This is a genomic window from Mucilaginibacter aquariorum, from assembly GCF_024498135.1.
Classification (GTDB): Bacteria; Bacteroidota; Bacteroidia; order Sphingobacteriales; family Sphingobacteriaceae; genus Mucilaginibacter; species Mucilaginibacter aquariorum.
Genome location: NZ_JANHOH010000009.1, coordinates 30,053 through 50,061 on the forward strand (window position 1 = coordinate 30,053; position 20,009 = coordinate 50,061).

Genomic DNA, 20,009 nt, shown 5'->3' on the forward strand with positions numbered 1-20,009 from the left:
GCTGGGACCTGCTTAAAAATTGAAATTAACGGTTAACAAATACTGACGATTGTTTGGATACTTAAAGTCGGAAACGCCGGGGGTTGAAAAGCCATTTGGTGTAATGGTAGTTTGCGGATCCTGACCTAAGAAATTTGAGAAAGTAGCAACGTTATCAGCAGTTACACCAACGCTTACGCCCTTCATGGCTATTTTGTTAGCCCATGCTGTTGGCAGGGTATAACTGAAAGCAATATTCCTGATGGTAAAGTAGCTGCCATCTTTTAAGTAACGGCTTGATGTTTCGGTAGAGTTAGTATTGTTTTGCGGGCTGGGCTGGGTAGCTTGTGTATCGCCGGGGCCGGTCCACACCTTAGGGCCGTCAGGTAATTGTATCTGGTTAAACTTAGGATCACCCAGGTCATTTAAGGTAAACCTAAGGTTATTACTAAATACTTTGTTACCGTAGTTGAAGTAAGTACTCACCCTTAAATTAAAGTTTTTATACCTAAAACTGTTATTAAAACCACCCTGGTATTTAGGCAATGCCGAACCCATTTCCTGGGTAGTAGCTTCCGCATAATTTGATGTCTTTTCGCTTCCCACTGCTTTGCCTTCGGTATTGTAGATCAGTTTCTCCCAAACAGGTGCACCTGTCTGCGCATCAACGCCTAACCATTTTGGCATGTAAAACTCAAACAGGTTACCACCGTTGCGGTAAATCTGCGAGATGCCCCATGATCCGGTTTTAACAATATCCGATGGGATACCCGATAGTTTGTTATTGTTAAAGTTGATGGTAAAATCGGTACTCCATTCAAAATCTTTTGTTTTGATGTTGGTTGAGTTAATACCAACCTCTATACCTTTATTGATAACCGTACCGGCGTTGTCCCACTTGGTTTCGAAACCAACCGAAAGCGGCTGCGATACCTGCAGCAACAGGTCTTTAGTATCATTACGGTAAACATCTACCGTTAAATTTACTCTTTTAAATAAACCAATATCAATACCAGCATTTATCTGGCGTTTACTTTCCCAGGTTAGGTTAGGGTTTTCTAACTGGTAAGGCACCGCGCCTACTAATGAATTATATTGCGTAGTTAATGAGAACAGGCCCAGATAACGCGATGCGCCAATATCCTGTGTACCCGTAAACCCATAAGCGCCACGTATTTTTAAGTTATTGATAATGCTGTTATCTGCCAAAAACTCTTCGTTGCTAGCTAACCAGGCTGCAGATATTGATGGGAACCCCCCGTATTTATTATTAGGTGAAAAGTTAGCGGAACCATCATACCTGTATGAACCCGATACAAAGTACCTGCCTTTATAACTATAATTTACTTGTGATAATAGGGATTGCAGAATATACTTGTTATTATAGCCATTTACCTGCTGGGTGTTTGATACAACATTAAGCACTTTTAAACCTTCGGGTAACCCTTTGCCCGATCCACCCGAATATTCTATCTTGCTGCTTTCAAATGCACCGCCTACAAAACCGTTAATGGCATGGTCACCCATTTTAAAGTCGAATTTAAATAACTGGTTGCTGATTACACCGTAGTTAAGGGTGTTTAACTCATCAATATAACCTGTACCATGATAGGTACCTGCCGTTAAAGGCGAAACATAATTCATGCTTTTATCAAACGATGCTGATACCCTGTTTGTGCTGGCAAATGTTAACCAGTTGGTGATACGATAGTTAATACCCAAATCGTAGTTTATATTAAACCCTTTGTAAGAGTGATCTGAGTTTTGTATGGTATGAAGCGGGTTAATAGGATCCCTTGACTGCCACCCGGGAGTAGAACTATCTACATATCTTGGCTGGCCATTAGCATCGTATGGGTTATCCCAAGGCATATTCAGGAATGAATAGTACATATCCATATAATCGTAGCTTTTACCCTGCGATGCGCTTAGGTTGATATTATTGGTTACATCCAGCTTTTTCGAAAAATGATAAGTGGAATTGCCACGTAAGTTAACACGTTCAAAATTGGTGTTAATAAAGGTACCTTTCTCTTTATAGTATGAGGCACCTACGTAGTAATCGTTCTTTTCGGTTTTGCCGCTGGCCGATAGGTAAAAGTTATATATCGGTGCCGATTTAAACGATTCTTTTGACCAGTTATAATCCTGATCACGTAATGATAATGGATATTCTCTATAAAATGCAGCCAGATCTATTTTATAAGTATTATCTGGTGCGCCAACAATATAATCACGATAACGCTCTTTCTGATAGTCATACATTTCGTTGCTGTTCATCATTTTCATCTTACCAAAATCTGCCGTACGGAAACCGGTAGAAATTTTTGCCTCGAAACGGGTCTCGCCCTGTTTAGCGGTTTTAGTTGTTACAATGATAACACCCGCATTTGCCTGCGAACCATATAATGCGGTTGCACCTGCATCTTTCAATACAGTGATACTCTCCACATCGTTAGGGTCGTAATTACCGCCAATAATACCATCAACCACAAAAAGCGGGCTTTGGTTAGCATTAACTGACGATACACCACGCAGCCTTATTTCGGCAATGGCACCCGGCGCGCCCGAGCTGTTCACCACCTGCAAACCGGCAACCTTACCTTGCAGCATGGTACCAATATCGTTAGCGGTAACATCCTTAAGTTTATTGGATGATACCACGGTGACAGCGCTGGTTAGTTCGTTTTGTTTTTTGCTGGTGTAACCTACTACAACAACATCGTTAAGTTGCTGTACATCCTCGGCTAGTTGTACCTGGATGTTTGTTTGGCCGCCGGTTACCTCTACATTTTTTGTAATGTAACCAATAAAGCTAATGGTTAGTGTTGATTTGCCAGCCGGCACATTAAGGCTAAAAGTTCCATCGGTTTTGGTCATAGCGCCGTTAGAAGTACCTTTAACCGAAACGGTTACGCCGGCTATGGGTTGCTTGTCCAGCGCTGATACCACGCGCCCTGTTACCGGCAAGGATTGCGAAAATCCCTTAAGGCAAAATAAAAGAGCGCAAGAACAGATTAGTAAAATTTTCCTGGTCATATTCTGTTAGTTAGTTAAAATGATTAGCGTAGTTGGTTTTGTTATTTGTAAAAATGATGTAAAATTATTGTTAACGAAAGAGACCGAACCGGGCGGGGAATGGAAACACAGCTACGCAAACGTTTGCACAGTTTACGCAAACGTTTGTTCTATTTTACGCAACCGTTTGCGTAAAATTCACTTATACGCTGATCTACAGATTATTATTGGCTATTTTTATATAAAAACGCCATAAAATGTTTGCGTAGCTAAAAAGAAAAGATGATTATTTGGCCGGAGTGTAATCAATCATCTCCGAATCGATGATATGTTGCAACGGGGGAATGTCTATTCCATTGGGTTTTTCGGCATTGTTTATCAACTCGAAAAGGAAGCCGGTTGCCATAGAAGATTGCTTGTACGCAAACTGCTCTATCGATGCCAGGGGGACGCTATCCATGTACTCCCAAATGGGCAGGTTAGCAAAACTGATGAAACTAATATCCTTATTAACAATTAATCCCGCGGCTTTAACCGTGGCTATGCAATCCAGTAAAACATAGTCATTGAATACAATTACAGCGGTAGGTGGTTCATCAAGCGAAAGTAGTTTGCTTATCGCTTTAACATTATCGGCTTTGCCCAGCGTTGTAGATACAATAATGTCCTGGTCTACCGGCAGGTTGTTCTCTTTCAAACATCTGAAATAGATCTCCAGCCGTTGCAGGGTTGCAGCCAGCTTAGCGGGGCCATTTATAAGGCCGATACGGGTATGGCCAATATCAACCAACTTAGTTATAGCCTGCAGCATGCCCGAAACCAAATTACAGGCCACGTAATTTATATCCTTGCGGTTTGGCACCCTATCAAAAAATACTACAGGGATGTTATATTTTTTCAGGCTGTCAAAATGTTCGTAAGTGGATGTTTCTTTAGTGAGCGATGCAAGTACGCCATCAACGCGGTGGTCTTTCATGTTCTCCACTATCTTTTTTTCCCGCTCAAAATTATCAAGCGACTGGCCTATAATAACGTTGTAGTTGCAGGCTTCGGCTGCGTCTTCCACACCCGTTAAAGCAGCAGAAAAAAATGGTTCTGATAGGTCTGGAATAATAACGCCTATGGTATAGGTTTTTCGTTCCTTAAAGTAGATAGCCATTTTATTGGCTTCGTAGCCCAGTTCTTTAGCTACTTTATGTACGCGCATAGTAGTTACCAACCCAATGCTCGGATGATCATGCAGCGCCCTTGATACAGTTGATGCAGATACATTAAGCCGCTTGGCTATTTCTTTAATAGTAGGTAACTTATTCTTTGACATTGTGTACTGGTGGGGGCAATTCTCAGATAGCTAAAATACTATATTAATTGTAAAGCTAACAAATTAGTGCCTGCAACAATAATACTATATAAATACACACTATTAAAACCTCTTTTTAATAAAGATGGCCGTTCCTGTATACATGGAAATTAACCGGGGCATTTTTCATAAATTGCGGGCTGATCTTTAAAATGTACCATGAAATACCTTTTTGTTTTTTTAATCTTCGTAACATTCAATAGCTTCGCACAGGATTATAGCACCTTGATAGCCGCACATCGCAAACAATATAAAGAGGACTTTATAACCGATAAACATTCGCCACTGAAAGAGGCTGATCTGGAAAACCTGCAGTTTTTTGATGCAGACAGTACTTACCGTATCACTGCCGATGTTGAGGTACTATCAAACGAAACAATCTTTCAGATGCCCACCTTTAATGGCGCAAAACAAGAATACATCCGCTACGCGCGAATAAAGTTCATGTTAAACGGCAAGCCTCAGCAGTTAAACATCTACAGGAATATATCCCTATCAAAACGCCCCGGATTTGAGGACTATCTTTTCCTGCCTTTTATGGACGAAACAAATTCTGAAGAAAGTTATGGTGGCGGCCGTTACCTCGACCTTAAAACCACTGATATACAAGTTGGGAAAATAGTAATCGACTTTAACAAAGCCTATAACCCCTACTGCGCTTACAGCGACGGCTACCAATGCCCAATGCCACCCCGCGAAAACTACCTGAAACTAAAAGTTATGGCCGGCGAAAAACAATATACGGGCGAAAAGAAACACTAAATTATACATGCATTTAGCAATACAGGGAAGGCGGTACAAATTGTTACCGCCTTCCCTGTTTAACACAAATAATTAATTATGAATAAATTATCTAATTTGTAAATTGCGGAATAAACCTCTTACCAACTTTATCCATGCAGAAACAAAACAAACTATGGCGGGTGCTTTTTGCCGTTGCTATAATAGCAATTGCTATACAGCAACTTATATTTTCAGTTTTTATGCCTGTGATAATACCCTGGCCTACTGAATTAGCCAAATCGCCGGCAGCTGTATGGGTTGGGAGCATTATACTGGCAGCCATAGCCGTGCTTATTATTGGCGATAGCAAAGCCCGCCCCGCGGCCATATATTTAGGCCTGTTGTTTTTACTGCTCGTGCTGTTTTTTCATATACCAAACCAATTTTTAACCACGCCTGCGTTTTTAGGCAGTTGGAATAATGCTTTAAAATTATTCGCCTTAAGCGGCTGTGCTTTTATAGTTGCAGCATCGTTGCCTCAAACAGGAACTTTTACAACGGGGTTTGAGCGGATGATACCCTTTGGCAGCTGCTTTTTGGCCATTGTTATGATAGTGTTTGGGATAGAGCACTTTGTTTACATCGGTTTTATGCCCCGGCTTGTACCAAAAGGCATCCCCTTCCCTGTCTTCTGGAGTTATTTTACAGGCGTAGCCCTAATAGCTGCCGGCTTAGGGATCATTCTCAACATTAAGCTTCGCCTGGCGGCAAGTTTGCTGGGCTTAATGATATTTATCTGGTTCCTTTTATTACACATTCCACGTGCCCTTGCAGATCCACACAGCGGGAACGGGAACGAAATTGTAAGCGCATTTGAAGCATTAGCTTTTAGCTGTGCCGCGTTTATACTGGCAGCAAGTAATAAGAAGATAGGCGTTAAGGCTAAGCCAAAAAAAGGTTAGCAGTTTGCAATTATTTAACCGGCTGAATCCTGGTCGCCTCAAAAATAAACCAGGCGTTCATTATTAAATAGGCTGCCAGCAATATTTGCGCGTATATAAAATCAAATCTTTTGACTTTTTCTATCTCGTCCTCTTTAATCAATTTCAATGAATAAGAAGTACCTATAATAACGGCAAGTATAAATAGCAGGGTAAGGCCGTGCAGGGTATCTACCAGCGTAAAGGTGGTAGATTCGGGCAGTGAAGAATCTACAATATATTTGTTACCTATCACCGCAAATAACGCCCCTACGCTTAACCCAAACCGCGAATCAATACTATCGGCGTGTATGTAAAAGCACATATAGGCTATCAGGAAGGCAACATACATTCCTAAAAACATTTTCCAGAACAGGCCCATAGCGTCCCTGTCCAGCTGGATCTTAACCTTAAAATTACTGTATTCGGTATGTGGTTTTGCCATGCTCGCATCGCCAAATGCCGTTTCGTATACTTTTATCCCGGTGGATACATTAAGCGTATCAATACGCCAGCCCCTGAGTGTAAAGCGAGGGTCGAAGTGTTTGCCAAGTGTATCAGCAGCAAATACCAACGACTTAGAATCGAACTGAGAGTTCTCAATAGAAAACCGCAGTTTCTGCTTGTCGAACGGAAAATTATCTATCGCCCATGAGTCTTTCATTACGCATTGCAGCTTCATCAGAATGTATATCTGATTGTCGCTGGAATCAACGGTAGAATATGATTGGGTTACCGATTTTGCTTGCGGCACTTCCAAATTATGCAGAAAATCGAACTTCTTGTTTTTATATTTAAGCCATAGCCACAGGTTAATGCTGTACTCTTTATCCTTAAAATTAATATCGTGGATGCTGGTTATATAAATGCCGCTATACACGGTATCAGGTTTTTCTTTTTGTGCTTTTGCCGCGGTTGAGGCAAAAAGCGTAATGACAAAAGTGAGGGCTAAAAGAAAAAGTTTATCAATTTTTATGGTCATTCCCGGGGTTTGATGTAGAAGCTAAAAATAGTCATTTTGTTTGATTACTATTACATTTGCTGTGATAGGCTGTAGCACCCGTAAAATTAGAACGTGACAGATCGTATATTGCCCTAAAGTATAAACAATGGAAAACTACAGCATCGTTATATTTATCCTGGCGGTTATGATAGGCCTGTCGGCCATTGCCGATAAGGTAAAGCTCCCCTACCCGGTGCTGCTGATAATTGCTGGTATCGCTGTTGGTTTTATCCCCTCGATACCCCATATCGAACTTAACCCCGAAATTATTTTCCTGATATTTTTGCCGCCGTTGCTGTACGATGCTGCATTCAATATCTCTTTTAAAACATTTAAAACCAATATTAATACCATTAGTACGCTGGCCATTACGCTGGTATTTATAACAGCATCAGGCATCGCGGTGTTTGCCCATTATGTGATCCCCGGCATGACCTGGCCGCTGGCTTTTGTACTGGGCTCTATACTATCCGCTACCGATGCAGTGGCCGCCATGAGCATTACCAGGGGCCTTGGCCTGTCACACAATACCAATACCATTTTAGAGGGCGAAAGCCTGGTGAACGATGCCTCGGCACTGGTAGCCTATCGTTTCGCGGTGGCCGCGGTAACGGGTACGGCATTTATGTTTTGGAGTGCCACACTGCAATTTGGCATACTAATGGCAGGCGGGGTTTTGGTTGGTTTGGTAGTGGGTAAGATCTTGTCTTTTATCATTCAGCGCATCCATCACAATAGTATGGCTACCATCAGCTTTATGCTGCTTACGCCCTTCGTAACCTATTTGGTAGCCGAAGACCTGCACGTTTCGGGCGTGATAGCTGTGGTGATGCTGGGTTTAAGTATTGCCCGTTTTAGCGGAAAGATCTTCCCGGATAAGCTGAAACAACAATCAAAATCGTTTTGGGATGTCATCATTTTTTTGTTGAACGGTTTGATCTTCATTTTGATCGGCCTGCAGTTCCCGTTCGTTATAAAAAGCATTGAAAGCAGCCTGATATGGCAGTACATTGGTTATGCTTTTGCTATAACTATAATTGCTTTATTACTGCGGATGGCGCGTGTGTTCCTTCAAAAAATTAACCTGCAGCACGCTTTTGATAAAGGCAAACATAAAATAACCGAAGATGCTTTGTTGGATTTTAAGAACAGCTTGATCATTAGCTGGTCGGGCATGCGGGGGATAGTATCGCTTGCTATCGCGATAGGTTTACCGGTTACCCTTGCCGATGGCCGCCCCTTCCCCGAGCGAAACGCCATTATATTTATTTCGGTAGTGGTGGTGCTTTTCACACTGATAGGTCAGGGGTTAACTTTACCCTGGTTAGTAAAGCGTTTGCGGTCTAAGGATAGCCCCGTATCTCTATAAACAATCTGATTAAATACAAAGCCCCGCACCTTTAATGATCGAGGCTTTGTATTTAATGCATTGCAGATTAAGCCACAAGATTAGCTTCGGCACCAAATGCATGGTCTATAACAATGATCCAGGTGCCATCGGCCTGCTGTTTCATTACCTCTATGCCTTTGGCGCTTACTTTTACTTCGTCACCATCTGTAATATTCCATTCAGATCTGCCTACGGCAATATCCCCTGCCTGGAAACAATAAACGGTTTTTATTTCCATTTTCCCTTTTATAGATAAAATGGCTTTAACCGCTTCTTCAAATTTTTCTTTGCCCGATACCGGTTTCCCCGGGCTTGCTTCAAAGATGCCGGCGGCATCATACATTTTCATTACGGTTGCTACGTCGCCTGTATTATAGGCTGCTGCAAGTGTTTTGTGGGCGTCTTCGGCCCGAGTTGGTAGGTTCATTTTTTGTGATTTATGGTTGTGAATAGATATTATTTAAAGAGTGAGGAGAAGTTTTTATCGTTGATGACTGCCTTTGCCAATTTCCCGGCGTTATCATATACTTTGTTAAAAAGAAACGGCCCCATGCTGATCCTTTTTACACCCAGTGCGCCTAACTCTTCAAACCCGGGCAGGTCTGGCATGCACATAACATTAACTGGTAGATGGGTAGCGTTTACCACTTCTTTAATATCGCTGCTGTTGGTAATGCAGGGCACAAATATCCCATCGGCACCAGCTCTCTCATAAGCTTTGATACGGGTAAGGGTTTCTGTAAGCGCTGTTGGCATACCTAACAGGAAACCATCTGTCCGGATGTTTAAAAACAGGTCCATGTTATTCCTGCTGATGTGACCGGCAACTGCGGAAAGGATCTTCCCAAATTCGTTTACCGGTTGAAACTGGCGTTTGGCTCCTGGGATGGTATCTTCCAGGTTTATACCCACAACACCTGCATCATACAGTTTATTGATATTTTCCAGTATACCCTCGACAGTGCGGCTATATCCGCCTTCCATATCAACTGTAAAAGGGATGTTTACCACCTCGCCTACCCGTTTGGCTACGGTAAGCAATAAGTCAAAAGGCAGATTTTCGCCATCTTCGTACCCAAAAGAATTAGCCAGTGCCTGGCTGGATACGCCAATGGCTTTATAACCGTTTGCCTCAAACACTTTGGCACTATTTACATCCCAAATGTTTGCTAACAGGAAAGGTGACTGACCTTGATGTAGTTGTTTAAATGTTTCGAAAGAGCTCATATACAATAGATTTATGTTTGTTATTATTGAACATAACAAAGGTATAGCACCGGTAAATCTTAAAATTGTATAAAGCGGAACTGTTGTAAAATTACAGTTGTAAAAGCTGGTTAACGGGGGTTAAATTTTCCAGGTAGGCAGAGGGGGTAAAGCCGGTAAACGATTTAAAATCTCTGATAAAGTGCGACTGATCGAAATACCCCGAATCGTAGGCGATGGAGGTAAGCGGCTGTTCGTTTTTAGCAACCAGTTTAAGGCTGAGCTGGAAGCGGTTTATCTTACTGAATGATTTGGGAGAGAGCCCTGTATTTTGGTAAATTAATTTATGCAGGTAACGGGTAGTGATACCATGTTTTGATGCGATATGCCCAAGGTTATTTTCTGCAGGGTTTCTTTTTATACTGGTTAGGATATGGGCTACCTTGTCAACTTTAAAGATCTTTCTATCGTTGTTTATTAATCTTTTCAACAAGAAATCATCAACAAGCGCAATCCTTTTTTGTTGATCTGTGGTTTCCATAAGTTGCGCATGCAAATCTTTTACCGGGTTGCCAATAACATCGTACAGGTTAGATATCTGATCGTTAAACACCCCGATATCATCATTAAAAAAATAAGATGCCGAGTGGGTGAAAAATTTGATGCCCAGCATGGTATGCCGGCCTTTTGACCGTATGGATAACGGTTTAGTGATTTGCCCCCATAGCTCTATTGTGGGTGTTTTAATGAATTTATTATCCACCAATGATTCCCAGGTGCCTTCACCCAAATTAAATATAGCCTCCATATCGCCACTCGGGAACACTATATCCTCAAACTCTATATCAGAATTTGATTCAAAGATGTAATAATGCCTTACATAGGGCTTTAAAATATCAGAAGGGGCAAATTGTTTAAATTCCATTTATATCGCTAAACAAAAATAACACCTTTTATTATAAGTAACTAAAATTCAAGAACATTACTGTACTTTACGATCACTACTAAATGAATCCCTGAACATTTTCCATCCTTTAGCGGTCTTTTTCCAGAGTACCAGAAATTTCCCGTTATCAAAAAGCTTATTGTTTTTATCGAATGACTGCCAAAAGCCTTCTTCAACTACATAGCCATTGCCCAATCCGTATACCTCAGTGGTAGTGAACTTTCCGTCCCTAAGTCCGATGTTGTTATATGCTACTCCGAAAAACTCAAGCGCACCTTTATGCCCTTTCATAGCCGGTGCGTTTGGCAGCATTATCAGGCAATTCTCGGCATAACGATCTACAAAAATGGCTGAATCATTTTTTGCAAACGACTGAAAATAGATGGCGTTGCTTGCGGCAATGGCTTTTTTAGCTTCTTGCAAATTGGATTGCGCATAACAATTGCTATAAACCAGGCTAAATAAAACGATTGTTAAAACTGCTGATAAAACGATATTCCTTTTCATATAATTTGATTGTTTATCATCAAAATTACCTATCCCTGGAATAAGCAAATTGTACAAAAAGGAACAAATGAAAATTAATGGTTCAGCTTTCCCATAAAAAAGTCCCGCTTGTTTAAGCGGGACTAAATAATTTGCATCAGATAAAATTACACGTGCTTATTGCACCGCATCAACCTGGATTACAATACTTGTATGGCTGCTGCTCACCTCGGGGTTAATACCAACGTTCATTAAAAAATCGCCTTTATAAACAAGGTTACCTTCTAATACCGAGGTTGTGCCCGGATACAGGTTAATTTCTTTTACCGAGTATTTTTTCTGCGGATCAAGTCCTTTGAAACGGATAGGCGTTTTGGTACCCGAGCCATAACGGTTATTCACCAGGTAATTGAATACCACGGCTTTTGATTTGGCATCGTTCACATACATTAACGATGCTACATCGTTAACCCATGGGCTTTGTAAGCGGTATTGGTCGCCGTGCCATATTACATCTTTAAGGGCGTCGTAATTTTTTAGCGCTTCGTGGCAATAGGCAAGTTCCTGTTCATTTAGTTTACCTACCACAATATCAAAGCCCATTTTACCCATCATGGCCACATCTATCTTAAATTTGATAGGTTGTTTACCCCAATCGGTAACATGGTTAGAGCTGGCAATAGCCGGGAAAAAGTACGAATACTCCCATTGGATAAACACCCTTTCCAGCGGATCGGTATTATCACTTGGCCAGTACTCGGTAAAGTATTTTAGCGCGCCATAATCAACACGGCCACCACCGCCAGAGCATAGCATTAAAGGCACTTTTGGATATTTGGCGCGTACACGGTCAAGCACTTTATACAGGCCGCGTACATAATCGGTATACAGGTGCGATTGGTCTTTCTTTAAGTAAGACGAGTGGGCGTTATAAATAACCGCGTTACAATCCCATTTAATGTAAGCCAGGTCGGGGTTTTTAGTGAACAGGTTATCAACCACACCAAATACAAAATCCTGTACTTTTGGGTTCGACAAGTCAAGCACCAATTGGTTCCTGAAATATTTTTCGGGGCGGTTTGCTTCCTTTATCACCCAATCGGGGTGTGCTTTGTAAAGGTCACTTGCAGGGTTCACCATTTCGGGTTCTATCCATATACCAAACTTTACATCATTTGCTTTTGCTTCTTTCATCAACGAGCTGATCCCGTTTGGTAGTTTTAATTTATTTTCCTGCCAATCGCCCAAGCCCGCGTTATCACCGTTACGTGGGTGATTGTTACCAAACCAGCCATCATCCAGCAAAAACATATCTACACCCAGCTTTTTGGTATCCTTAAACAACTGCGCCAGTTTAGGCTCGTTAAAATCAAAGTAGGTAGATTCCCAGTTATTAAGCAGTGTAAGCCTGGAGCCTTCGCCATCAACAATTTTATACTTTCGTGCCCAGCTATGCATTTTGCGGCTGGCATCGCCGGTACCGTGGTCGCTATAAGTGTATACTAATGCAGGGGTTGCAAAATCTTCGTTAGGTTTTAAGTGGTATTCGGCAGCGGCATTGTTTATGCCGGCTATCAGCCTCAAATAATTTGAGGGATCGGGGCTAAGCTCAAAATCAACTCTGAAATTTCCAGACCATTCTAATGAGCCTAACAACACTTTACCTTCATCTTCGGTGGCGGGTTTATCCATCGATATCATAAAGGTTGATGGCTCATAAAGGTTAGCACGGGTGCCCAGCTTACTATCAATAGTTTTAATACCGTGCGTTAGCTTGCTTTCCTCGGGTTTCATTTCTGTGGCCCAATTGCCATGATATTGTTTCAGCCAAAAGCCATCAGCCTTAAAATTAAGGTTAGCAGATGCAAATTTGTTAAGGGTTACGCTCCCCTTCTCATTGTGCGTAATTACCGACCATTGCTCGGTAACATCTTCTTTATAAAATGTTTTATAATAAAGCTTTACCTCGAATGGATAGGCCGGGTCTTTAAGTGTTACGGTTAACAGGGAAACATTATCATCAACCTTGGTTACTGTGTGGCTTACATATAATAATTCGAGTGATTTATTACCATCTGCATGGGTTACGGTAATGGCAGGTTCTGCCAAATTAGTAGAGCCCGATGGCGTGTAAGCATCGTCTAATATTCCCGAATCATCGTTCGGCTTATACATTTTTTGTATCTGTCCGTATTCTTTAGCATCACCCAGCTTTGCTCCAAAATAAACCATCTTCAGGTTCTTTTGGGCATCGGTTTGTAATACCAGCGCGTTGTGCTGGGTTTCTACCGGGATGGTTACTACTTGTGCTTTCGCGAATGAACTTACCGCTATAAGGCAAACGGTTAACAGGCTTGCGATGTGTGTTTTTCTCACCTTGGTACTTGGTTTATAATTGTATCTGGTTTAACTGGTTTATTATATGCTGACTTTAGGCCGCCATCTATAACATGAGTAAATCAGGCAATGATACGGTAAAGTAATCTATTTTCACAACTATCATTCACACGTTTTACACAGTAATTTATATGTTTTTAAATTTAGGATAGGCCATTCCATGCAAATACTCCACTTCTTATTGAGTGGTAATTAATAATATTTATTAGAAATTAATTACTTCAAACCTTTTCTTTCTCTTCAGGTTTTAGTAATACCATTTAATAAACGCCATGAAGAAACAAACTTTTCTTTATCGTAATGGATTAAGCATTGTCTTTATCCTATTATTCTTAGTCACCCTTACGGCCCAGGCTTTTACCGGCTGGAAGGAGCATAACCAGGAATTAGTAGATGACAATGGCAGAGAGATTGGGTTTGCAACCTACCTTTATACCGGCCACTTCGTATCAGCAACATTTGAAAATTTCCAGAGTGAGTTTTTACAGATGGGGCTGTATGTACTATTAACCGTTGGCTTGCGGCAACAGGGATCGGCCGAGTCTAAAAGTCTGGATGAAGAAGAGGAAGTGGACAAAGAACCCGTATCAAAACCCGGCGCCCCCTGGCCTGTACGAAAGGGCGGCATATGGCTAAAGCTTTACAGCAATTCTTTATCAATCGTTTTCTTTCTGTTATTTTTTATTAGCTGGGGGCTTCACCTTTATGGTAGCTGGATGGATAACAATGCCGAGCAGCAGCTAAAAGGTAAAGCCACCGAAAGTATGTTGGAATATATAGCGCAACCGCGGTTTTGGTTTGAGACATTCCAGAACTGGCAAAGCGAGTTCCTATCTGTTCTATCAATTGTGGTACTCACTATATTCCTGAGGCAAAAAGGCTCGCCGGAATCTAAGCCGGTTGATGCCCCAAATATGAAAACCGGAAGTTAAATAACAAAACAATATGGCTGAACCTAAAATTTTAACATGTAGTAAACTGATAGCTGAGCACCAGCTTACAATTGCTTTTGCAGAAAGCGCTACCGCGGGTTGGCTTTGTTCAGAATTTGCACTGGCGCCTGAATCTGGCCAAATACTAAAGGGTGGAATAGTTTGTTACGATGCATCGTTAAAAGAAAAGATATTGGGTGTAAATCCCGACCTGATCAAACAATACACCCCCGAATCTGAAGAGGTAACCAGGGAAATGGCTGTAAAATTAAAGGGAGTAATTGAATCTGATATACAAGTAGCAGTAACCGGGCTTACATCGCCGGGCGGCAGCGAAACACCCGAAAAGCCCGTTGGGACAATGTTTGTTTATGCATTTATAAAAGGCAAACCGGCCCATTTTAGAAGGGTATTTAAAGGTACGTGCGAAGAAGTGATCCATCAAACCATAGATGCCACCGCCGAATTATTGACCAATAATTTGAATAGTAAATAACGGCCTCTTATCCCCCCCGTCAAATACAACCAAAATCCATCAAAGATGAGCAGGAATGTTGTGCGCTCTGTAATCTAAAAGTTCTTCAGGCTTAAAAATGTCCGGTTCAAGGTCAACTTAGTCCACTTAACCTATTTGACCATTGAATACGGCCCTGTGTGAAGATACATTTGACTTAACAATCAAAAATTAAGACGATGAAAACGATCACACACTCCTTTACCACTAAAATTATTGCTGGTGCCTTAATGCTGTTTACCATACCAGGCTTTGCCCAAACCGCTAAGGTTGCCGATACAAAAATCCGCCCCTTCCATATCAGTGTTCCGGAAGCGACACTTACAGACTTACGCCAACGCGTATTAGCTACAAGATGGCCTGACAGGGAAACTGTTACAGACCAATCTCAGGGCGTAAAACTGGACCAGATCCAAACCCTTGTAAAATACTGGGGTAATGGTTACGACTGGCGTAAAGCAGAGACCCGATTAAATGCCCTGCCACAATTTGTAACTAATATTGATGGATTAGATATTCAGTTTGTACATATCCGCTCTAAACATAAAAATGCCTTACCGCTTATAATTACCCACGGCTGGCCGGGTTCGGTTTTTGAACTGTTAAAGATCATTGGCCCACTTACTGATCCTACCGCGTTTGGCGGCCGTGCAGAAGATGCCTTTGATGTTATTATCCCTTCTATGCCCGGTTATGGGTTTTCTGAAAAACCTAAGGGTGCAGGCTGGGGCCCGGACCGTATAGCCAGTGCCTGGGATGTATTGATGAAACGTTTAGGATACAAAAACTATGTATCACAAGGGGGCGACTGGGGTTCGGTAATTGCCGATGCGATGGCACGCCAGGCACCGGAAGGTTTGATAGGTATACATGTTAACATGCCTGCTACTGTACCTGCTGATGTAGCTACAGCATTGAAAAACGGCGAACCGGCACCTGCAGGGTTATCTGTAAAAGAAGCTGCGGCATTCAAATCATTAAATCACTTATATACAAAAGGTGGTGGTTATGCTGCCCTGATGGTAACCCGTCCGCAAACTTTGGGTTACGGCTTGTCAGATTCACCAGTTGGCCTTGCTTCCTTCTTCTTAGATAAATTTAACGAATGGACTTACAGCGGAGGGAACGCCAATAAATCACTTACCCAAGATGAAATGCTTGACGATATTACGCTATACTGGGTTACCAATACAGCGGCTTCTTCGGCACAATTGTATTGGGAAAACAATACCAACAACTTTAATGCTGTTGAACAAAAAACAGCCGATATCAAAATTCCGGTTGCTATAACTGTATTCCCCGGCGAGATCTACCAGGCACCAAAAACCTGGGCAGAACGCAGCTACAAAAACCTGATCTATTTCCACGAGGTAAACAAAGGCGGTCACTTTGCACAATGGGAAGAACCACAACTGTTTGCTGAAGAGCTTCGTGCAGCTTTCAAAACACTGCGATAAATATTACAAAAAACGGCGCACAAAAGGTGTGCGCCGTTCTTTGTCACCCGCTATCTAAAAATTACACTCACAACCTTTTCTAATACCATTATGTCTGAGAAACTTAAATTTGATCGCCGCCGTTTTCTAAGCACCGCGGCCATAGCCATCACTGCGGGCCCGCTTGCTCTAATAGGTTCTGCTAATGCACAAATTGTTAACACACAAGCAACAAATAATACCCCGATCAAAAACGGAACAAGCACATCATTCGGCACCATTAAACAGATCAACGCAGGCCTACTAAATGTTGGCTATGCCGAAGCAGGCCCTGCAAATGGCCCCGCTGTAATTCTTTTGCATGGCTGGCCATATGATATCCACAGCTTTGTAGATGTTGCCCCTTTGTTAGCGGCAGCGGGTTACAGGGTTATTGTTCCGTATCTACGCGGGCATGGTACAACAACTTTCCTTTCGGCTGATACATTTAGGAACGGTCAGCAGGCGGCAGTTGCCCAGGATATTATCGATTTAATGGATGCGCTAAAAATACAAAAGGCAATCCTCGCCGGTTATGATTGGGGCGCACGCACAGCCTGCATTATCGCAGCACTTTGGCCGGAACGTTGCAAAGGCATTGTTTCGGTAAACGGTTATCTAATTAACAACCTGGAGCGCAACAAGCAGCCATTACCCCCAATTGCCGAGCGTGGATGGTGGTATCAGTATTACTTTGCCACAGAACGCGGCCGTGCAGGCTACGAAGCCAACAGGCACGATTTTAATAAGCTGATCTGGAAAACCGTTTCTCCTAAATGGGACTTTGATGATGCCACTTTCGACCGTACCGCGGCTGCATTTAACAACCCGGACCATGTTAACATTGTGATACATAATTACCGCTGGCGGTTAAGCCTGGCTACAGGTGAAGCGAGATACGATGCGCTGGAAAAAAGACTTGCCGAAGGCCCGGTAATTACCGTACCCGCAATTACGCTTGACGGTGATTCGGATGGCGTTGCCCCTGCTACAGACGGTACGTCTTACGCGAAAAAATTCTCGGGGAAACGCACACACCGTATCATTAAAGGGTCTGGGCATAACCTACCTCAGGAAGCTCCAAAGGCCTTTGCCGATGCTGTTATAGAGGTTGATGGCTATTCTAAGTAATACAAGGAACGGGACACGATTTCAACCGGAATAATTCAAATTTAAAAATGACCAGTTCAAGCTCAATTTAGTCCACTTAACCTATTTGGTGATAGGCCACAGCCCGGTATGAGGGTATCTTTGACCTATCAATTCAAACAATTAAAAACAAAAACATAAAATTTAAAACAATGGAAACTACAACAAACACCCCCCAAACCGTAAAAGCATTATACACAGCTAAAACTCACACAACAGGTGGCCGCGAAGGCGCATCACGCAGTTCAGATGGCCGTCTTGACGTTAAACTTTCATCTCCGGGCACATCAGGTACAGGTACCAATCCCGAGCAATTATTCGCAGCCGGCTGGTCAGCATGTTTCATTGGCGCAATGGGCATTGCAGCTGCCAAAATGAAGATCGCGCTTCCTGCAGACCGCGCTATTGATGCCGAAATAGACCTATGTAATGTAGACGGAGAATATTTTCTTCAGGCACGCCTTAACATTAGCCTGCCGGGTATCGACCGTGAAGTAGCTCAGCAACTTGCCGAGGCTGCTCACCAAACTTGTCCTTACTCTAAAGCTACAAGAGGCAATATCAATGTAGAACTTAATATCATCTAATACATACAAAGATACAAAAATAGCCCGCCCGTATTTCGGGCGGGCTATTTTTGTATCTGGCCATAACGGGTACCATGGGTATGGTTTAATTAGAGTGGCAACTATAATAGCATGCTTTCTAATTACCCTCTGTAAGGCACGTTTACATGCAATCCTGTTCAACTCTTGATTTGTCTGCTTCCTGCGATATTATGTCCGCCTCGGCCAGTTTTAGCTAATTACACTGGCGTTTTTGAGATAATTTTAAGTAATAAATAAAAAAAGAAACATGAAAACTATAAAAAATTTAGGACTATCAGCTTGCTTTATGACCATATTAGGGCTTGCCGCCTGCGGGCAAGATAAAGGATCAGCTAAAAAAGACACCGCTAAAATTAGTGGAAACGGCTTTGCCGTATTAGAACTATTTACATCCGAAGGCTGCTCGAGCTGCCCACCCGCGGACGAGTTACTGGCCAAAATACAGAAAGAGGCCCAGGGCAAAGACATTTACGTATTGGCTTACCATGTTGATTATTGGGACAGGCTGGGCTGGAAAGATATATTCAGCAGCGCCAACTATTCAAAAAGACAACAACAGTATGGGAGTTGGTTTAATTCGTCACAAATTTACACACCGCAGCTTATTGTAAATGGTAAAGCCGAGTTTGTTGGATCAGATGAAGCAGCAATTCGTAATGCTATATCAAATCAGTTAACAACTAAAGCAAACATAAGCCTGGTACTTCATGCACAACCAGATGGTGGCAAGCTTAAGGTGCATTACCAAGCAAGCAATGCTGTAAAAGGCAATAATTTGTTGATTGCCGTAGTGCAAAAAAATGCTCAAACAAAAGTGGAACGCGGCGAAAACGCAGGCAATACGCTATCGCATGTACAAATTGTCCGTCAGATACAAAATGAACCCCTAAGCTCAACAGGCGAGGGCAACAGCATAGTTGAATTACCTAAAGGATTTGATACCCAAACCTGGGAAGTAATTGGGCTGATACAGGACCAGAGCAACGGTGAGATTTTAGGAGTTGCCAAAGCTGACCTGGGCGTTGGTGCTATTGCAAAAAAATAATATCATCATATTAATAAAAGGAAATCATGAACAAGTTTAGTAAATACGGGCAAAGCAGATTGCTTATAGGCTTGGTTTCAATGCTATCTATGTCATTTGCTACCAGTGCTGCTATTGAAAGCAACCCGCAAAGCTGCGGAATGATCAGCACCATTAAAAAGAAGAATAAAAATAACGATCTGATAGATGAGGATTTTTTTTCACCCGATCATACAATCAAATCTTAACAACAATATCATGAAAACAATATTCGCATTTGCTGCAGGGCTGCTTTTTAGCATGTCGGCCAGCAGCCAAGTTTTAAAACCAGTAAAATGGAGTTACGCGGCCAAAAAAACATCGGCAACAGAAGCAACTGTTCTGATTAAGGCAACTATGGGCGATGGTTGGCATATCTATTCGCAAACCATACCGGAAGGTGGGCCTTTAAAAACAACTTTTGCCTTTGCGCCTGCTAAATCTTTCAGCTTAAAAGGTAAGGTTGCAGAGCCTAAACCACTCACTAAGTTTGAAAAGGTTTTTGGTACTAATGTTAACTACTTTGAAAAGGAAGTGATATTTCAGCAAAAGATAAAACTGACCGGCGCAGAAACAATTGTTAAGGGCACCGTTGAGTTTATGATCTGCAGCGATAAACAATGCCTTCCGCCACAAACAATAGATTTTTCTATTCCTGTTAGTTAAGGGGTAACATAATGACGGGGAACCTTATCAGCTCCCCGTCATACTTTATTAATACTATAAACCAGCAATGTATCAGGTTTTGATAGGCTATCATTGTTTGAATGCTATATTTGA

General features: G+C 42.1%; 19 protein-coding genes. 11 read left to right on the plus strand and 8 right to left on the minus strand.

The features are described 5' to 3' along the window. Positions 1–12 precede the first annotated feature (12 nt). Both NPE20_RS22005 and NPE20_RS22010 read right to left on the minus strand, forming a co-directional pair. On the minus strand, positions 13–3,018 hold the full coding sequence (locus tag NPE20_RS22005; protein WP_256540869.1) for a SusC/RagA family TonB-linked outer membrane protein: 3,006 nt from the start codon (positions 3,016–3,018) through the stop codon (positions 13–15). A gap of 265 nt (positions 3,019–3,283) precedes the next feature. After that, positions 3,284–4,318, minus strand: a complete 1,035-nt coding sequence (locus tag NPE20_RS22010) for a LacI family DNA-binding transcriptional regulator (RefSeq protein ID WP_256540870.1) — start codon at positions 4,316–4,318, stop codon at positions 3,284–3,286. Between the two features lie 198 nt (positions 4,319–4,516). Here NPE20_RS22010 and NPE20_RS22015 point away from each other — a divergent pair, with 198 nt between their 5' ends. Continuing rightward, complete coding sequence (locus tag NPE20_RS22015) at positions 4,517–5,119, plus strand: DUF1684 domain-containing protein (RefSeq protein WP_256540871.1); 603 nt, start codon at positions 4,517–4,519, stop codon at positions 5,117–5,119. A gap of 134 nt (positions 5,120–5,253) precedes the next feature. Further along, entirely contained in the window at positions 5,254–6,042 is a 789-nt protein-coding gene (locus NPE20_RS22020; protein WP_256540872.1) for a DoxX-related protein, read from the plus strand. A gap of 10 nt (positions 6,043–6,052) precedes the next feature. On the opposite strand, the gene NPE20_RS22025 is transcribed toward NPE20_RS22020, so the two are convergent. Next, positions 6,053–7,042 (minus strand): ligand-gated ion channel, encoded by a 990-nt coding sequence (locus tag NPE20_RS22025; RefSeq protein WP_256540873.1) that lies wholly within the window; start codon positions 7,040–7,042, stop codon positions 6,053–6,055. Positions 7,043–7,169: 127 nt separating this feature from the next. On the opposite strand from NPE20_RS22025, the gene NPE20_RS22030 reads away from it, so the two are divergent. After that, the gene (locus NPE20_RS22030; RefSeq protein WP_256540874.1) at positions 7,170–8,432 is read left to right on the plus strand and encodes a Na+/H+ antiporter; all 1,263 of its coding nucleotides are present in this window, start codon (positions 7,170–7,172) and stop codon (positions 8,430–8,432) included. Positions 8,433–8,499: 67 nt separating this feature from the next. Here NPE20_RS22030 and NPE20_RS22035 read toward each other — a convergent pair whose 3' ends face one another. The 5 genes from NPE20_RS22035 to NPE20_RS22055 form a co-directional block, all read right to left on the minus strand. Continuing rightward, positions 8,500–8,880 carry a YybH family protein gene (locus tag NPE20_RS22035; RefSeq protein ID WP_256540875.1) on the minus strand — a complete coding sequence of 127 codons (381 nt, stop codon included), beginning with the start codon at positions 8,878–8,880 and terminating at the stop codon, positions 8,500–8,502. Positions 8,881–8,909: 29 nt separating this feature from the next. Then, positions 8,910–9,680 carry an isocitrate lyase/PEP mutase family protein gene (locus tag NPE20_RS22040; RefSeq protein ID WP_256540876.1) on the minus strand — a complete coding sequence of 257 codons (771 nt, stop codon included), beginning with the start codon at positions 9,678–9,680 and terminating at the stop codon, positions 8,910–8,912. 91 nt (positions 9,681–9,771) lie between these two features. Then, complete coding sequence (locus NPE20_RS22045) at positions 9,772–10,584, minus strand: helix-turn-helix domain-containing protein (RefSeq protein WP_256540877.1); 813 nt, start codon at positions 10,582–10,584, stop codon at positions 9,772–9,774. Positions 10,585–10,641: 57 nt separating this feature from the next. Continuing rightward, positions 10,642–11,112 carry a YybH family protein gene (locus tag NPE20_RS22050; protein ID WP_256540878.1) on the minus strand — a complete coding sequence of 157 codons (471 nt, stop codon included), beginning with the start codon at positions 11,110–11,112 and terminating at the stop codon, positions 10,642–10,644. Between the two features lie 156 nt (positions 11,113–11,268). Further along, entirely contained in the window at positions 11,269–13,467 is a 2,199-nt protein-coding gene (locus NPE20_RS22055; RefSeq protein WP_256540879.1) for an alpha-galactosidase, read from the minus strand. Between the two features lie 293 nt (positions 13,468–13,760). Here NPE20_RS22055 and NPE20_RS22060 point away from each other — a divergent pair, with 293 nt between their 5' ends. From NPE20_RS22060 to NPE20_RS22095, 8 genes are all read left to right on the plus strand, one after another. Next, positions 13,761–14,420 (plus strand): DUF6766 family protein, encoded by a 660-nt coding sequence (locus NPE20_RS22060; RefSeq protein WP_256540880.1) that lies wholly within the window; start codon positions 13,761–13,763, stop codon positions 14,418–14,420. 13 nt (positions 14,421–14,433) lie between these two features. Beyond that, complete coding sequence (locus NPE20_RS22065; RefSeq protein ID WP_256540881.1) at positions 14,434–14,916, plus strand: CinA family protein; 483 nt, start codon at positions 14,434–14,436, stop codon at positions 14,914–14,916. Between the two features lie 197 nt (positions 14,917–15,113). Continuing rightward, positions 15,114–16,391, plus strand: a complete 1,278-nt coding sequence (locus NPE20_RS22070; protein WP_256540882.1) for an epoxide hydrolase family protein — start codon at positions 15,114–15,116, stop codon at positions 16,389–16,391. A 90-nt stretch (positions 16,392–16,481) separates the two neighbouring features. Next, positions 16,482–17,540 (plus strand): alpha/beta fold hydrolase, encoded by a 1,059-nt coding sequence (locus NPE20_RS22075; protein WP_256540883.1) that lies wholly within the window; start codon positions 16,482–16,484, stop codon positions 17,538–17,540. A gap of 170 nt (positions 17,541–17,710) precedes the next feature. Next, on the plus strand, positions 17,711–18,145 hold the full coding sequence (locus NPE20_RS22080; RefSeq protein ID WP_256540884.1) for an organic hydroperoxide resistance protein: 435 nt from the start codon (positions 17,711–17,713) through the stop codon (positions 18,143–18,145). Positions 18,146–18,413: 268 nt separating this feature from the next. Then, positions 18,414–19,211 carry a DUF1223 domain-containing protein gene (locus NPE20_RS22085; RefSeq protein ID WP_256540885.1) on the plus strand — a complete coding sequence of 266 codons (798 nt, stop codon included), beginning with the start codon at positions 18,414–18,416 and terminating at the stop codon, positions 19,209–19,211. Positions 19,212–19,237: 26 nt separating this feature from the next. Then, positions 19,238–19,438 (plus strand): hypothetical protein, encoded by a 201-nt coding sequence (locus NPE20_RS22090; RefSeq protein ID WP_256540886.1) that lies wholly within the window; start codon positions 19,238–19,240, stop codon positions 19,436–19,438. A 10-nt stretch (positions 19,439–19,448) separates the two neighbouring features. Next, positions 19,449–19,895, plus strand: a complete 447-nt coding sequence (locus tag NPE20_RS22095) for a protein-disulfide reductase DsbD N-terminal domain-containing protein (RefSeq protein ID WP_256540887.1) — start codon at positions 19,449–19,451, stop codon at positions 19,893–19,895. The last annotated feature ends 114 nt before the right edge of the window (positions 19,896–20,009 follow it).

Excerpts from the sequence above, each read along its gene's own strand:
- NPE20_RS22085 (WP_256540885.1), top strand. The coding sequence starts at position 18,414 with ATGAAAACTATAAAAAATTTAGGACTATCAGCTTGCTTTATGACCATA.
- NPE20_RS22010 (WP_256540870.1), bottom strand. The coding sequence starts at position 4,318 with ATGTCAAAGAATAAGTTACCTACTATTAAAGAAATAGCCAAGCGGCTT.
- NPE20_RS22005 (WP_256540869.1), bottom strand. The coding sequence starts at position 3,018 with ATGACCAGGAAAATTTTACTAATCTGTTCTTGCGCTCTTTTATTTTGC.
- NPE20_RS22080 (WP_256540884.1), top strand. The coding sequence starts at position 17,711 with ATGGAAACTACAACAAACACCCCCCAAACCGTAAAAGCATTATACACA.
- NPE20_RS22030 (WP_256540874.1), top strand. The coding sequence starts at position 7,170 with ATGGAAAACTACAGCATCGTTATATTTATCCTGGCGGTTATGATAGGC.
- NPE20_RS22020 (WP_256540872.1), top strand. The coding sequence starts at position 5,254 with ATGCAGAAACAAAACAAACTATGGCGGGTGCTTTTTGCCGTTGCTATA.
- NPE20_RS22075 (WP_256540883.1), top strand. The coding sequence starts at position 16,482 with ATGTCTGAGAAACTTAAATTTGATCGCCGCCGTTTTCTAAGCACCGCG.
- NPE20_RS22035 (WP_256540875.1), bottom strand. The coding sequence starts at position 8,880 with ATGAACCTACCAACTCGGGCCGAAGACGCCCACAAAACACTTGCAGCA.
- NPE20_RS22065 (WP_256540881.1), top strand. The coding sequence starts at position 14,434 with ATGGCTGAACCTAAAATTTTAACATGTAGTAAACTGATAGCTGAGCAC.
- NPE20_RS22025 (WP_256540873.1), bottom strand. The coding sequence starts at position 7,042 with ATGACCATAAAAATTGATAAACTTTTTCTTTTAGCCCTCACTTTTGTC.
- NPE20_RS22095 (WP_256540887.1), top strand. The coding sequence starts at position 19,449 with ATGAAAACAATATTCGCATTTGCTGCAGGGCTGCTTTTTAGCATGTCG.
- NPE20_RS22070 (WP_256540882.1), top strand. The coding sequence starts at position 15,114 with ATGAAAACGATCACACACTCCTTTACCACTAAAATTATTGCTGGTGCC.
- NPE20_RS22045 (WP_256540877.1), bottom strand. The coding sequence starts at position 10,584 with ATGGAATTTAAACAATTTGCCCCTTCTGATATTTTAAAGCCCTATGTA.
- NPE20_RS22015 (WP_256540871.1), top strand. The coding sequence starts at position 4,517 with ATGAAATACCTTTTTGTTTTTTTAATCTTCGTAACATTCAATAGCTTC.
- NPE20_RS22090 (WP_256540886.1), top strand. The coding sequence starts at position 19,238 with ATGAACAAGTTTAGTAAATACGGGCAAAGCAGATTGCTTATAGGCTTG.
- NPE20_RS22050 (WP_256540878.1), bottom strand. The coding sequence starts at position 11,112 with ATGAAAAGGAATATCGTTTTATCAGCAGTTTTAACAATCGTTTTATTT.
- NPE20_RS22060 (WP_256540880.1), top strand. The coding sequence starts at position 13,761 with ATGAAGAAACAAACTTTTCTTTATCGTAATGGATTAAGCATTGTCTTT.
- NPE20_RS22040 (WP_256540876.1), bottom strand. The coding sequence starts at position 9,680 with ATGAGCTCTTTCGAAACATTTAAACAACTACATCAAGGTCAGTCACCT.